This is a genomic window from Bacillus sp. FSL R7-0672 (assembly GCF_038601465.1).
In the GTDB taxonomy this organism is placed as follows: domain Bacteria; phylum Bacillota; class Bacilli; order Bacillales; family Bacillaceae; genus Bacillus; species Bacillus pumilus.
Window position 1 is genome coordinate 1,968,889 of sequence record NZ_CP152010.1, and the last position, 13,540, is coordinate 1,982,428.

The following is a 13,540-nucleotide window of genomic DNA, read 5'->3' on the forward strand; positions in this document are numbered from 1 at the left end:
ACTTATGATGAAAAGTCAAAGTAATTTCGCTTTAATAACCGCTCCATGCTCATTAATTCTTCGTATGAAATTTTTTCTGGAAGTTTTGTCTGATCCACTAAAATTAATTGATCCTCTATCTCTTTGACCGTCTCATCCTTTTGATATGTCATACCGCAGTGCGTGCAGGAAATGGACGGTGTTTCGATGATTTCAATGGATTGTGTGCCAGTGATCAGTTCCCAATAGACGGTTGTCTGCTCTGCGTTTGCTTTGTTTTCCTCACACCAATCACATGTCAGCAAGGTTATTTCTCCTCCTTTACAGTTTGATCTTTTTTGAGCTGCGCTTGATATTTTTTCTCTTTTAATTCATCTCGTTTTTCACGTTTGTTTTTGAGTGTGTCATGCTCAGGATTTGTCTCATATGCTTCTCTTCGTTTCATCCGGCTTAAATTCTCTGGCGTAAACGATTTCGCTTCATCCTCAAAAAGTGCGGTAATACCAATTGCGGGATCTTGTTTCTCTTCATAAATTTCATTAAAATACGCATCTGCCTGACCTGCGACGTAATGCTCTGGTTCAGGGTAAGAGGTGATGACACCTTCAAAGTTACGAAGGACGACTTTGTCAGGGCTTTGCGATAATAAATAATTGGGCTGCAGGGCGATCTTTCCTCCGCCTCCTGGTGCATCCACAACAAAGCTTGGCACGGCATAGCCGCTCGTATGCCCTCTTAAGCCTTCAATGATTTCAAGACCTTTTGATACTGGTGTTCTAAAATGGCCAATTCCCTCAGATAAATCACACTGATAAATATAATAAGGTCTGACCCGTATCATCACGAGATCGTGCATCAGCTTCTTCATAATCGGCACACTGTCGTTAATACCTGCGAGGATGACGGCCTGATTACCAACAGGAACGCCGGCATTTACAAGTCGTTCGCACGCTTCTTTTGCTTCTTTTGTAATTTCAATGCTTGTATTGAAATGGGTATTCAGCCAAACCGGATGATATTTTTTCAAAATCTCGCACAGCTCATCTGTAATGCGCTGCGGAAAGACAACCGGCGCGCGGGTTCCTATCCGAATGATCTCAACGTGCGGAATGTCTCGTAAGTTTTTCAAAATGTATTCAAGCACTTGATCATTGATTAAGAGCCCATCTCCGCCGGAAATTAACACATCCCGCACCTCAGGTGTTTCTCTAATATATCCAATGGCAGCATCTAACTGCTTTTTTGGCACGCCCATACCGATCTGGCCGGAAAAACGTCTTCTCGTACAATAGCGACAGTACATGGAGCACTGATTTGTTACAAGAAAGAGCACACGATCTGGGTACCGATGTGTTAACCCCGGGACAGGTGAGTCTTCATCTTCATGCAGCGGGTCTTCCAAGTCATATTTTGTTTTATGAAGCTCCTCAGCAATTGGCACAGATTGCATACGTACTGGACATCTTGGATCGTCTGGATTCATCAATGAGGCATAGTAGGGTGTAATGTTGAGTGGAATGGTTTTGGTGGAGATCTTCACCCCTTCTCTTTCCTCTTCTGTTAAGTTTACGATTTTCTCTAAATCTTCAAGCGTTTTCACGGTATGCGTCAGCTGCCAAATCCAGTCGTTCCATTTTTCCTCAGGTACATCTTTCCAAAGCTCAATGTCCTTCCAATGACGCGCCGGTTCATATAGTTTTTGATTCATATCCATTCCCCCTATCAGCATTCACCTTATACTATGCAAGTTATGTGCCAACATGGGAAAATGCCCCTATTCTTTATAAAAGGAGCTTTACCCGTGGTATTCAATGGATGGTGATGCCTATATTTCGGCATCTGCATATTTCTTCAGTTTATATTGCAGTGTTTGTCGAGGGATTTTTAAAGCGGCGGCGGTTTTTTTAATATTGCCATGATGCTTGTTTAAAGCTTCTTGAATAAGTGTTTGTTCAAATGAAGAAACCTGACTTTTTAAGGAGGCATCGAGTGTTTCTTCCTCAAGATTCTGCGTACGTAAATGAGCAGGAAGGTATGAAGGTGTGATGTCTTCCGCTTCCTTTGGCATCATCAATACGGCATGCTCAATGGTATGTTTTAATTCTCGAACGTTTCCTGGCCAGTGGTGAGCCATAAACAATTGCTTTGTTTCTTCAGAAAGGCGTTTGACGTTTTTTGAAAACTGCTGATGATAGGTTTGAATGAAATGGCGGGAAAGCAGCGGGATGTCTTGCTTTCTCTCACGAAGCGGCGGGATATGAAAAGATGACACATGCAGTCTATAAAATAAGTCTTCTCTTAATATTTGCTTTTTCACCGCTTCAAATGGGTCCATATTGAGTGCCGTAATGAGTCTTACATCTACTTGAATCGCTTTTGCATCCCCAATGCGGCGCACCACGCCATCTTCTAACACACGTAATAATTTCGTCTGCAGCGTGAGTGGCATCGCTTGCAGCTCATCAAGAAAAAGCGTGCCTCCATCAGCCAATTCAAAGAGCCCCTTGCGATCAATTGCGCCTGTATAGCTCCCTTTGACAGATCCGAATAATAGGCTCTCAAGTAGCGATTCTGGGAGTGCTGCACAGTTTTGCGGAATGAACACTTTGTTTTTCCGGTCAGATTCATGAACGATGGCTTGAACGAGCACTTCTTTCCCTGTCCCTGTTTCCCCGTAGACAACAACTGATGACGGATAAGCAGCAGCTTTTTTTGCCTTTTCAAGCATTTCTTTTAAGAGTGGATCATTTGTTAAAAATGAAGAAAAATCATGCATTTGTTCAGCCCCAGCCGCATCGTGTATTCGTTTTTTTTGATCTAAACGATTTGAAAGGGCTGACAGCTTCGATACATCTTTTGCGACTTCGACCGCACCTATTAACTGGCTGTCTTCAATAATAGGCAATGTCGTGTTGACGGTCTCAATTCTTTCGCCGTTTTTATTCAAATAGGTTTGCAGCGAATGATAAATGGGCTTCCCTGTTCTCAAAACATGCATGAGTGTACTTGTTTTTTCTGTTAAAGAGGGATACACATCAAGGATGTACTTGCCAATCACCTCTTCTTTTTGTAAACAGTCAAACTTAGCGGCATTATGATTGTAAAAGATCGTCATTCCTTGATCATCTACAACATGGATGGCTTCATCAATGGCTTCTAAAATTAATTCAAACCAGTCCGCTCTTTCGACAACCTTCCCCATTCTTTCCCCCTCACTTTCAGTGCCGAAAAACCGGCATCTATTGCCGGATTTTCAGCGGCTTGATCATCTTCATCACACGTTCTCCTGTCCTTTCATGTTTCGCTTTTTCCTTGTAACTTCCTGCTTTTTTTGTCAATAGCGTCAAAAAAGCACCCCTCTTATGAGGAGTGCTTTCGCCCTGATGTTTGATAAAGAGACATATCGAATTCTTGCAGCGATTCCATATACAGTGGCACGATCGACTTTCCTTCCTCGAATAACGTAAATTGGGAAGGGTATAAATTAATTGGCTGATGATAAAAAGCAAATCGCTTTACAACCCCAGGGTCAATACGGCAAAAAGTATGATGCATCAGTAAATAGACATCTTGTTTCCATTTAAAGAGCCGCCTGTTTGGCGGATTAAATACTGGTGACACTTGAATCATGCCGCCCTCTTCATACATCTGAAGCCGTTCATTTGAAATCGTATAGATATCCTTAGGATGAAACTGAAAATATTGCACGTCACGCTTTGAAGCAAACCGCCTTTTTTTCTGACCTTCAATATAATAAAACGTTTTCCCATGATCTGCCGTGACAACTGTATAATTAGGTACTACCAGCATGTCTTTCATCTCATATTTCATTGCACATAACGACGGAACCCGAATGGCGCGCCTGTTTTTTTCGTTCACCCAGCACCTTTCAATTTCATGAAGATTCCCGCCTGCGATTTGGTAGTAACCCCCTTCCTTTTCAATCACCGTTCCGTCAATGAGATCATACGGCATACTCGAAAACAAATGATGAAAGGAATGAGGCGTTTTATACGTTGTATCAAGTACATCTCTTAATGGAAAAAAAGCAGCAAAATCATTCAGCCTCATCCAAAAAACAGAATCTGCATGATGCCAGTATTTAGGCTCATCAGCCCAATATTGTCCGTATTTTTCATGAATGAGCGGAAGCAAACGACTTCTGTGCATGACCGAACAATGGTCCACTTGAAAGGACGCATGCTCCAATATTTGGTCTGCTTCACGCACAAAACTCATCGTCTCTACTAATTGCTTATTAACATGCACGACCCGCTGCGAGGAATACACGATATCGATATGAGGCTTCGACTGAAAAACATCCACCATTTTCTGCAAACGATCTTGATGATACACAGTATCATCTGTTAAATAACAAATGAGCTCACCTGTTATACGGGTTAGCGCTTCATTAATAAGCGTCGCATACCGTACGGTTAACAGCCGTTTTGCAGGATGAACCGTGCGTGAATACAGATGAATGCGCTCATCGTCTAAATAGGGCTGGATCTTTTGGATGGTGCCTTGTTCTGAGCCATCATCCATAATCAGAAGCTCCCAATTCGAATACGTTTGTTCCACCATACTCTTTAGCACACGATCAATGAAATCAGGTTTATTGTAGCTTGTTAAAATCACCGATACTTTCATGATCATTATCCTTTTTAGTTAGATTAAAAAGCCCCCCAGCTGACGATGTTCACGTAAGGTACATTCACTCTCAGCTGATTTGTCGCGTTTTTAAAGACCGCTACTGTATCAAAGAGTTGCACAACAACTACGTTTTGAAGGACATCTCCATTGACTAAATGAACGCGTGGCACTGGAATGCCAAGTTCAAGCCACGGACGAAGTAATTCTTTAATATCTGACACACTCTCTTCCTCACTTTCTTCTAAAAGACGAAGAAGAAGTAAAATCAAGATGACTTCAAGTACTCCTTCTGTTTCTAGTAATTCTTCGTTCCAACCATTTAATAATTGATCAAATTCCATTCATAATCCCTCTCTCTTCGCATTTAATCTTTACTAGAGTATGAGATTCACTTCATTTAGCCTCAGCATTTGAAAACATTTTTAAAAATGTGTGAAGTGATTAAATGATAAAAAGAACAAGGAATCAGCGCTCTGCTTATACCAAAAAAAATGAACGGCATATACATAGGGGTGAGTTTGAATTGATGAAGAAAGGATGGGAAAAAAATGAGCGACAAGCGTGCCGAATTAAAAAAAGAACTATTGAAAGTGTTTTTCAAACCGCTTACTCGTACATTAACAGTTAATCTTGAAGAAGGAGGAGTACAAATGGAAGAAAAATTGAATGATTTATTAAGTGAAGTGGCAGCCGAGGCATCACCTTCAGATTCTGCTACAACACTCGATGTATCTCAGCCAGCAAGATGGATTTTTGCAAGACTTGCACCAGGAACCGTCATTAGCATTGTCACTGACTCAGGAGATTTAATCGGGCCAGTTCAATTCGTAGCATTCAATGCTTTAACGGGTGTTGTATTTGTTACACAAGAAAGCTCAGTTACACCAACAGGCTCTGCAACGACTTTATTAGATGTAGATAAAGTTGAAAGTGTTACGTTCACATCTTAATGTGAGAGGGCCATCATGAAGTTTCTTTATATCAGCTCTGGCTACGGCGGAATCTATCACATGTTTGATCAATGGGTAGAAGAGAGCTTCATTGATTCCTCCTTTTCATGTGTAAAGATTGATCGAGAATCTCTACCCGCTCACATGCACAAAATCCGGACATTTTCTCCGGATTTTGTTTTGATGATGATCGGTGATCATGTTCCGAGCGAAGTGCTTCATCAATTCAAACAAGAAAAGATCCCGATTGTTTTGTGGATGACAGAAGATCCCTTTTATACAGATGTATCGGCTGCTTGCACACGTGATGCGCGGCTCATATTAACGATTGATGAAGGAGCTTTGCCACTTTACAAACGATTGGGCATAGGTCACGCCCACTACTTTCCCATTCCGACAAATACAAGTATTTTTCAAAAAAACGAATCGCCTGAAGAGATGTGCAGCTATGACATTACACTCATTGGCTACCCTTATCCCAATCGCATGAAAGCCATCGATACACTCTTACAACAGAACAAATGGCGGATTCTCGTTGCAGGTAAGGAATGGCATCGTCTTTTAAATAAGTCACGAAGACATGATCGAGGTCTCACATTAGTGACCAATTGGCTGAGCCCTCAGCAAATGGCGGACATCTATCAGCAATCAGCGATTGTTCTTAACCCGCACAGACCGGCACAATTTGCCTATAACAAAAACAAAGCCATGATTCAAAATGTAAGCCTGAACAATAGAGCGTTTGATATCGCTGCAGCTGGAAGCTTTCAATTGACGGATCTACAACCACCTCAAGCTTTTTCAAGCTTCGCTTTTTATAAAGATGAGGACGATTTGCTGGAACAGGTTGAATATTATGGATCAAATGCTGAGAAAAGAAAAGCAATCGCACGAAACAATTACGAACAAGTCGTTTCCTGGAATACATTTGAGTCATTTCCACACAGACTTTATGAAATCGTAAAAAGCGCCCTATGACTGGGCGCTTTTCTCGTTGAAATTCATCTTATACATAACCCTCCGCATCTCGGCGAGCCAATAAGACTTTCTCCGCTTTCTCAAGGTCTTCCTCCTGTTTCACCACGAGTGATTTTTCGGGATCCATGATATACGCTCCAACAGATCCCTCTAAAAAGGAATGAATGCATTCTTTTGCATATGGAACATGAAAAGCATACACTGCTCCATTTAAACGACCATACGTATATGGCTGCTCATGCTTTGGCATGAAAAAGTAATGATTGTCCTTATATAAAGTGGCTTCATTATTCTCATGCAGTGTCCATGTTTCATTTGGGTTTTCTAGCGCCTCTGTAAAAGATGCCATGCAATCATAGCTCCCTTCTACTAGAAGCTGCAAGCATTTCTCAATATCTTCCGGCTCTCTTAAAGGAGACGATGGATGCAAATATAGAACAATATCAAAGGTCTTCCCCTCACGCTCTAAATAAGCAAGCGCGTGTTTCACCGCTATGAGTGATGATGTTTGTTCTGTTACATGACTGTCTGGCAGTTCAATCACACGAGCCCCGTAGTGAGAAGAAATGATTTGTGTATTGACATCCTCTGTAGAGACGATGATTTCGTCTAACTCAATCATTTGCAGTAACGGCTGAATGGTCCAATAGATGAGCGGCCGCTCCGCCAATACGCGAATGTGTTCATCATGCTGATCGCGCCTGCTTCTAAAAGCTGGTATCAAGGCTAAAATACGATTTCCCCTATACATGTATTCCCTTCTCCCCTCGCGCACAGCTCTCTTCATTATCTTCCGAGCTGATCGCAGTACTGAAGTGTTCAGGTCTCTCATTTTTCTACTTATTCTCTTATCTCTCCATATTCTATTAAAACGTCAAGCAGATGGTTATAATGTGTTCACCTAATTTAGATAGAAAGTGGTTCTTTTCCTCAAACGGATACCACTCTTTCACATATGATGCAAAGTAGAGAAATGAGAGTTGGGGGATTAGATATGTCCAAAAAAATAGAAACGAGTTTGAAGGCTTTTTTTCGTGACAAAACGATATTAGTCACAGGTGGTACAGGTTCGATCGGCCGTCAAATTGTAAAAAAATTAACATCATGCTCTCCAAAGAAGATTATCGTCTTTAGCAAAGATGACAGCAAACAATACATGATGAAAAATGAGTATGGGGATCACCCAGAAGTTGCCTTCGCTTTAGGCGATGTACGAGATGCAAGCCGCGTGAGACAGCTCGTCAAAGGCGTTGATATCATCTTCCATGCAGCCGCCTTAAAACAAGTACCCACTTGTGAAGACAATCCGTTTGAAGCCGTACAAACAAATATTATCGGCGGGCAGCACATCATTGAAGCCGCAATTGAACATGAAGTCAGTCATGTTGTCAACATCTCCACTGACAAAGCAGTTTCTCCGACAAATGCCATGGGTGCAACAAAATTGATTTCAGAAAAACTATTTTTCCAAGCAAACGAAAGTATTGCGAACCAAAAAACAATGTTTTGCTCTGTGCGTTTTGGCAATGTGCTTGGATCAAGAGGTTCCGTCATTCCCATCATGCTTCAGCAGTTGTTAAATGAAAAACCTTTGACCGTAACTGATCCTCATATGACACGTTTTTTTATGTCCATCGAAGAGGCTGTCTCCCTCACACTTCAAGCAGCCATCATGATGAAAGGCGGCGAAACGTTCATTCTCAAGATGGAGTCATTACAGCTTGCTGATCTCTTAAAAGCGTTTCATGAATATGCTACTCAAATCAATGTCACATCTCCGGAAGTTCTCGTTGTCGGGAAAAGACCTGGAGAAAAGCTTCACGAAGAGCTTACATTTCCGCACGAAGCAGATGCACTATTTGAGCATGAACAATTTTATGCCATTTTACCACGACCAAAACTGCACGCTGACTTTCAAAAAGTCGACTTAACTAATTACACATCCAATGAAGCGCCTCTCATTACAAAAGAAAAGCTATTCCGCATCATTGAACAATTACATCACACTCATCATAAAAAATAAAAAATCGTCACACGGAAGCAGATGCTTTCCATGTGACGATTTTTCAATAGATCAATTAAATAGATGTTTCAAATCCCCATAGCCTTCTTTTTCAAGATCATCTTTTGGGATAAACTTCAAAGCGGCTGAGTTAATACAATACCGAAGACCATTTGGTCCTGGTCCATCAGGGAAGACATGCCCTAGATGAGAATCTGCTGTCTTGCTGCGCACCTCTGTCCGCACCATCCCATGGCTCTTATCCACCTTCTCCGCTACTTCCTCATCTTCAAGCGGCTTTGTAAAACTCGGCCAGCCGCAATGGGCATCAAACTTATCTAAAGAAGAAAAAAGCGGCTTGCCTGAAATGATATCTACATAAATGCCTTCTTCTTTATGATCCCAGAATTCATTTTGGAATGGCGGCTCAGTGCCATTATTTTGTGTAACTTCGTACTGCATTCGGTTTAATTCTTTTAGTCTTTTTTCTTTATCGTTTGTCATGATTTATCACTCCAATGGGACTCAATAAAACCCGCTCTGCCAGAACCGACATGATATCGTTCGTAGTGCATTTTGTTCTTTTTATAATAATGCTGATGATATTCCTCTGCGGGATAAAAAGGAGCAGCATCTAAAATTTCTGTCACAATTGGCTTTTGGAAAGTGCCGCTTTCGTTCAGCTTCTCTTTCGATGCCTCTGCAAGCTTTCTCTGCTCGTCATGATGAACATAAATACCTGTGCGGTAGGACTCTCCTCTATCACCAAATTGCCCGCCATCATCTGTTGGGTCTATTTGCTGCCAATACAGTTCTAATAGCTTTTCATACGGGAAAACGTCTGGATCAAACGTGATTTGAACCGCTTCTCTATGTCCCGTTGTATTTGTACATACTTCTTCATAGGTCGGATTCACTGTATGTCCGCCAGTATACCCTGATTCAACTTTGATAATGCCCGGCTGTTCATCAAAAGGTTTAACCATACACCAGAAGCAGCCTCCTGCAAATGTGGCTAATTCTTGTTTTTCAGACATATTAGTGCCCCCTTCATTTAAAAAATGGTATCATCATATTATAACATGATGAAAAATAATGAAAATGATACGACTTGTATACCTAAAATATAAGAAAACATTTTGTCGTATTTTACAATATAATGGGGGTTTGATGATTGGAACAAAGAAAAAAAATGATGTATGAAATGGATACTTTACTGAGAACCGTATTTAAGCAGATCCGTTATGAGATTAACAGCCTGCTCGAAAACGAATTATCTCGGAATGAATTTCTTATTTTAAATCTGCTTCGTGAGCAAGGTGCAAAAAAAGTAACGGAATTTGCGTCCATTCTAGGGGTGTCAGCAAGCCATATCACAGCTGTGACCGACACACTCGTAGAAAAAGGCTGGATCACCCGTATCCGTTCTAAAGAGGATCGCCGCATCATTAAAATCCACTTAACCGATAAGGGTAAGGAAATTACTGAGCATTTTGAGAAAAAGAAAACAGAATACTTTATGGAGCGATTTGAGTCATTCGACGACGAGGAACTAAAAACAATGATTAAATTATTTAAAAAGCTGGATAAAAGTCAAAAGGATTAAGCATAGAATTTAGCGCATTGGACATGCTACGGATAAAAAGAGGTGGAATGAACCATGACAAGCCCTTATCTTTGTCCAAACTGTAAAACGAACAGAACGCGCTTTAATCTGATTGAGCAGCTTTCAGAACCTGTGAAGCTGGACCCTGCGACCGGAGAAGTTGTCGAAAGATACGATGGAGAGCAGCTTTCTCCTTTTCACATGAGCTATCAAGGTCCTCAAATAAAGGTCCAGTGCGGTGTTTGTGGTCTCATTGAGGATGAAAAAACGTTCATTAAGCTAGCTGAATATCATCAATATTCTTCTCCTTCTTAACATGCGGGCCTGACGGAAAACGTCAGGCTTTTTTCTATGCTTCTTTTGCCTATACAGATCGTCTTTTTCATGCATACGCTACAAAAAACACCATCGCATAAGAAAGTAGGGATTGATACATGCAGCAGCTCTTTTATCATAACCATCCATACCGTCCACTCGCTGCGGGCTTCGAGCACCCTCAAAGCAGCCCTTCATCCAAAGCCTTTGTTCGGCTCTTTCACGCTGCCCCAGATCTTAGTGAGCTCGCTGTTTATGTGAACCGGAATGAGGTTTTGAAAAAAATGCCTTACAGCCAGTTAACAGCTTATATGGAGTGGGATGAGGGAATGTATGAGATAGAAGTGTTCAAGCTAGCTACAAAACAAAGAGTTCTTCATGCTCGTATGATGATTAAACGTGACGAGATTTATACCCTATGTATCACAGGTGCGCATGCAGGTTTTGCGTTGCTGACAGAGCGGCAAGACCCTCTGATTCAACATGAGGATCTGTCAGCCCTTACATTTGTCCACCTTTCTCCAGACCTTCCTTCCATTGATATATATGAACGTGATCAAGGGGTGTTAGCTAAGGAGCTTCACTATGTAAACAGCACTCACATTCATCATTTCTCCCCGAATAAATATCATTTTGAATTGAAAGCCGCCGGCACTCAAAGTATACTGCTTGATATCCCAAAAGTTCATCTGCAAGCCAATCGCGCATACCTCATTCTGCTTCATGGATTTGCTAATGGAGAGCCAGAGCTCATGGCGAAGGTGGTCTTGTCTCAGCAAATATAAAAAGAGCCTTTTCCATAAAGGAAAGGCTCTTTACGAGACATCTTCAGCTTTTTCTTGCTTTTGAAAATCAAAAGCAAGAATCATGATACCTAGAAATAATGCACAATAGGCAATATTTAAGTAAAACTGATCGATATTTTCTGCTCTTAAATCAGTGGCAGCTGTCATGCCAAAATACGCAGCAAATAAAAACGACAGTAAACTAAAATATTGATAGACTCGCTTCATGATTTCACTCCTGACTCACTTTCTATTGCTTTGGATGATAATATGAGAACTCAATTTCATCGTTCTGTAGATCAATTTTGTTTGCTTTCACATACATATCATTCGTCAGTGGCATTTCTGAAAGGCGCACTTCAACCGTTTTTTGATCCGGTTTCACATGAACGAATTCTGGCAGTTCATAGAACTGACCCATGTAGCTTAGAACAAAACTAATCGGAATGCTCAATTGTCCAATTGAAAGGCCATCCACTTTCAAAAGCACATCACCATTATCTTCGACAGTTGGCGTAAATGAGACGTTTGCATCAATCGTCGAAGAGAAAGCTTTAATGGCGCCTGTTACTTTCACATCTTGATCGATCGCCACATGAAAGTCTGGCATATCACTAGACCCTTGATTTTTCAAGTAATCATTGATAAAGCTAGTGAGTGATTCCTTTGAGCTAGATATATCAAAAGAATACTCGCTTTTCAATTCTTTAGTTGAAGCGGATTGACCGCCTGGCAGCAACATCAAAATACCGCAGGCAAGTACAATCAATAGATTGATTGCAAGTAAAATAAAAAATAAGCTTTTCCACTTTTTCATACGTTCACCCTATTCCTTCGGCAGTCCTTCTTTTTTCACTTTGGAGAATAAACGATTTGCCATAAGAGAGTACCCCTTTTGGTTTGGGTGGAAATCATCATCTGCCAGTAATTTTTCATCAGAATCTTCTTCAAATAAATCGGCCACATTGATCATATCAGCGTTGCCGTCTTTTTTCAGTTCTTTTTTGGCAACGGCATTCCAGTCTTTGACGACTTCATCAATATCTCTTAGCTCAGTGAGACTGAATTTAAAGGGGTTATACATGCTTACATACATGATCTTCGCATGGTCATTATGTTCTCTCAGTTGAGCAAGAATGGTTTTAAAGCGCTCCTCAAAAGGCCCCTGCTCTTTTTGAAAAGGAGCAAACGTCAAATTGAGCACATTTTGACGAACGACATGCATTAAGTCATTGCCGCCGATCGTAAAGAAAATATAGTCAGCATCTTTCAGGCCGTCTTGCACCTTTTTTTCTTTTAATCTTTTTAATAAATCTACCGTTCTACTGCCTTTAATGGCATAGTTTTTTAATGTGACAGATTGCACGCCGTCCACCGCTTCTAACTTGTCACGAGTCATGCCTGCATATCCTTTTTTTTGTTGATCTCCGATTCCTTCTGTTAAAGAATCTCCAACCGCTGCGATGGTAATATGTTCTTTTACGTCTTGTGTGTCTTCTAGTTTATCCTTTATGCCAGCCTCTTGCGCGGAACATGCAGAAAGAACAAAAGCTAGAGACATCACAATCAAAATCAAACGAGCCTTCAAACGATGATGTCCCTCCTTTTTCTGATTAAAAAAGTGTATCATGTTTTTGCTCATTTGAACATCTTTATGCTAGCTTCGGATCAGCGTTTTGATGTCCTTGATGATGTCATCATATGGTGTGTTTTGTACACCATCATAATTTTTCATCACTTTCCCTTCTTGATCAACTAGGAAAAACAATGACTGATGGATCACTTGGTCTTCATCTTCAGGTTTCTTCACAATGGTTTTAAAGCTTTTCATTGCGAATTTTTCGATCGCAGACTGTGAATAGCCAGTGAGGAAATCCCAATTTTTAAAGGATAAAGGATATGCTTTTGCAAATTCTTTTAGCTTTTTCGGTGAATCTACCTCCGGGTCCACGCTAAAGGAAATGATATGCGCATCCAATTTTTCTTCTTTTAACCGTTTTTGCAGCTCTGTCATATGTGCAGTCATCGGCGGACAGATCGTTTCACAGCTTGTGAAAATAAAATCTGCCACCCATACTTTCCCCTTCAAATCATCCAATGACACCTTTTGTCCATCCTGATTTTCATATTCAAACGGCTGTATTTGATAATTTAACGCATCTTTGATTTGTCCATTTGAACATGAGACTAAAAGAAGCACGCTTATGGTAATAAGCGCACCAAGTGAGGCTCCCCTTTTTTTAAGCATGGTACGTCCATCCCCTTTTTCAAG

18 protein-coding genes are annotated in these 13,540 nt (G+C 40.9%); 6 read left to right on the forward strand and 12 right to left on the reverse strand.

Going from position 1 to position 13,540, the window contains the following annotated elements; all coding sequences use genetic code 11:
- Nucleotides 1–2 precede the first annotated feature (2 nt).
- The 5 genes from MKY18_RS09725 to cgeC all read right to left on the reverse strand — a co-directional run bounded on the left by MKY18_RS09725 (nucleotide 3) and on the right by cgeC (nucleotide 4,973).
- Nucleotides 3–284: a YokU family protein gene (locus MKY18_RS09725; RefSeq protein WP_012010281.1), complete on the reverse strand. Its 282-nt coding sequence runs from the start codon at nucleotides 282–284 to the stop codon at nucleotides 3–5.
- 2 nt (nucleotides 285–286) lie between these two features.
- The gene (gene ablA / locus MKY18_RS09730) at nucleotides 287–1,687 is read right to left on the reverse strand and encodes a lysine 2,3-aminomutase (RefSeq protein WP_044141193.1); all 1,401 of its coding nucleotides are present in this window, start codon (nucleotides 1,685–1,687) and stop codon (nucleotides 287–289) included.
- Nucleotides 1,688–1,804: 117 nt separating this feature from the next.
- Nucleotides 1,805–3,181, reverse strand: coding sequence for a sigma 54-interacting transcriptional regulator (locus tag MKY18_RS09735; RefSeq protein WP_268508430.1), 1,377 nt, complete (start codon nucleotides 3,179–3,181; stop codon nucleotides 1,805–1,807).
- A 158-nt stretch (nucleotides 3,182–3,339) separates the two neighbouring features.
- Nucleotides 3,340–4,635: a glycosyltransferase family A protein gene (locus tag MKY18_RS09740; RefSeq protein WP_342497499.1), complete on the reverse strand. Its 1,296-nt coding sequence runs from the start codon at nucleotides 4,633–4,635 to the stop codon at nucleotides 3,340–3,342.
- A gap of 17 nt (nucleotides 4,636–4,652) precedes the next feature.
- Nucleotides 4,653–4,973, reverse strand: coding sequence for a spore maturation protein CgeC (gene cgeC / locus MKY18_RS09745; protein WP_065098202.1), 321 nt, complete (start codon nucleotides 4,971–4,973; stop codon nucleotides 4,653–4,655).
- Between the two features lie 207 nt (nucleotides 4,974–5,180).
- Between cgeC and MKY18_RS09750 the strand changes: the two genes are divergently transcribed.
- A complete protein-coding gene (locus MKY18_RS09750; RefSeq protein ID WP_065098203.1) occupies nucleotides 5,181–5,582 on the forward strand; it encodes a hypothetical protein in 402 nt (133 codons plus the stop codon).
- 15 nt (nucleotides 5,583–5,597) lie between these two features.
- Complete coding sequence (locus MKY18_RS09755; protein WP_342497500.1) at nucleotides 5,598–6,560, forward strand: DUF3880 domain-containing protein; 963 nt, start codon at nucleotides 5,598–5,600, stop codon at nucleotides 6,558–6,560.
- A 28-nt stretch (nucleotides 6,561–6,588) separates the two neighbouring features.
- Here MKY18_RS09755 and MKY18_RS09760 read toward each other — a convergent pair whose 3' ends face one another.
- Nucleotides 6,589–7,311, reverse strand: a complete 723-nt coding sequence (locus MKY18_RS09760; protein WP_113768490.1) for an acylneuraminate cytidylyltransferase — start codon at nucleotides 7,309–7,311, stop codon at nucleotides 6,589–6,591.
- Between the two features lie 243 nt (nucleotides 7,312–7,554).
- Here MKY18_RS09760 and MKY18_RS09765 point away from each other — a divergent pair, with 243 nt between their 5' ends.
- Nucleotides 7,555–8,583 (forward strand): SDR family NAD(P)-dependent oxidoreductase, encoded by a 1,029-nt coding sequence (locus MKY18_RS09765; protein WP_113768491.1) that lies wholly within the window; start codon nucleotides 7,555–7,557, stop codon nucleotides 8,581–8,583.
- Between the two features lie 51 nt (nucleotides 8,584–8,634).
- Here the strand turns inward: MKY18_RS09765 and msrB are convergent, their stop codons facing one another.
- Together msrB and msrA are read right to left on the reverse strand one after the other, a co-directional pair.
- A complete protein-coding gene (gene msrB / locus MKY18_RS09770; RefSeq protein ID WP_065098207.1) occupies nucleotides 8,635–9,066 on the reverse strand; it encodes a peptide-methionine (R)-S-oxide reductase MsrB in 432 nt (143 codons plus the stop codon).
- On the reverse strand, nucleotides 9,063–9,599 hold the full coding sequence (gene msrA / locus MKY18_RS09775) for a peptide-methionine (S)-S-oxide reductase MsrA (protein WP_044141185.1): 537 nt from the start codon (nucleotides 9,597–9,599) through the stop codon (nucleotides 9,063–9,065). Before msrA ends, msrB begins: the two co-directional genes overlap by 4 nt.
- A 137-nt stretch (nucleotides 9,600–9,736) precedes the next feature.
- Here msrA and MKY18_RS09780 point away from each other — a divergent pair, with 137 nt between their 5' ends.
- The 3 genes from MKY18_RS09780 (at nucleotide 9,737) to MKY18_RS09790 (ending at nucleotide 11,268) form a co-directional block, all read left to right on the forward strand.
- Nucleotides 9,737–10,168, forward strand: a complete 432-nt coding sequence (locus MKY18_RS09780; protein WP_012010292.1) for a MarR family transcriptional regulator — start codon at nucleotides 9,737–9,739, stop codon at nucleotides 10,166–10,168.
- A 54-nt stretch (nucleotides 10,169–10,222) separates the two neighbouring features.
- A complete protein-coding gene (locus tag MKY18_RS09785) occupies nucleotides 10,223–10,483 on the forward strand; it encodes a hypothetical protein (protein ID WP_044141184.1) in 261 nt (86 codons plus the stop codon).
- A gap of 119 nt (nucleotides 10,484–10,602) precedes the next feature.
- Nucleotides 10,603–11,268 carry a DUF4397 domain-containing protein gene (locus tag MKY18_RS09790; RefSeq protein ID WP_342497501.1) on the forward strand — a complete coding sequence of 222 codons (666 nt, stop codon included), beginning with the start codon at nucleotides 10,603–10,605 and terminating at the stop codon, nucleotides 11,266–11,268.
- A gap of 30 nt (nucleotides 11,269–11,298) precedes the next feature.
- Here MKY18_RS09790 and ypmT read toward each other — a convergent pair whose 3' ends face one another.
- The 4 genes from ypmT to MKY18_RS09810 all read right to left on the reverse strand — a co-directional run bounded on the left by ypmT (nucleotide 11,299) and on the right by MKY18_RS09810 (nucleotide 13,516).
- On the reverse strand, nucleotides 11,299–11,496 hold the full coding sequence (gene ypmT, locus MKY18_RS09795) for a protein YpmT (RefSeq protein WP_044141182.1): 198 nt from the start codon (nucleotides 11,494–11,496) through the stop codon (nucleotides 11,299–11,301).
- 22 nt (nucleotides 11,497–11,518) lie between these two features.
- Nucleotides 11,519–12,085 (reverse strand): YpmS family protein, encoded by a 567-nt coding sequence (locus tag MKY18_RS09800; RefSeq protein ID WP_113768492.1) that lies wholly within the window; start codon nucleotides 12,083–12,085, stop codon nucleotides 11,519–11,521.
- A gap of 9 nt (nucleotides 12,086–12,094) precedes the next feature.
- Entirely contained in the window at nucleotides 12,095–12,856 is a 762-nt protein-coding gene (locus MKY18_RS09805; RefSeq protein ID WP_065098210.1) for an SGNH/GDSL hydrolase family protein, read from the reverse strand.
- Between the two features lie 69 nt (nucleotides 12,857–12,925).
- Complete coding sequence (locus tag MKY18_RS09810; protein ID WP_044141179.1) at nucleotides 12,926–13,516, reverse strand: SCO family protein; 591 nt, start codon at nucleotides 13,514–13,516, stop codon at nucleotides 12,926–12,928.
- Nucleotides 13,517–13,540: the final 24 nt, after the last annotated feature.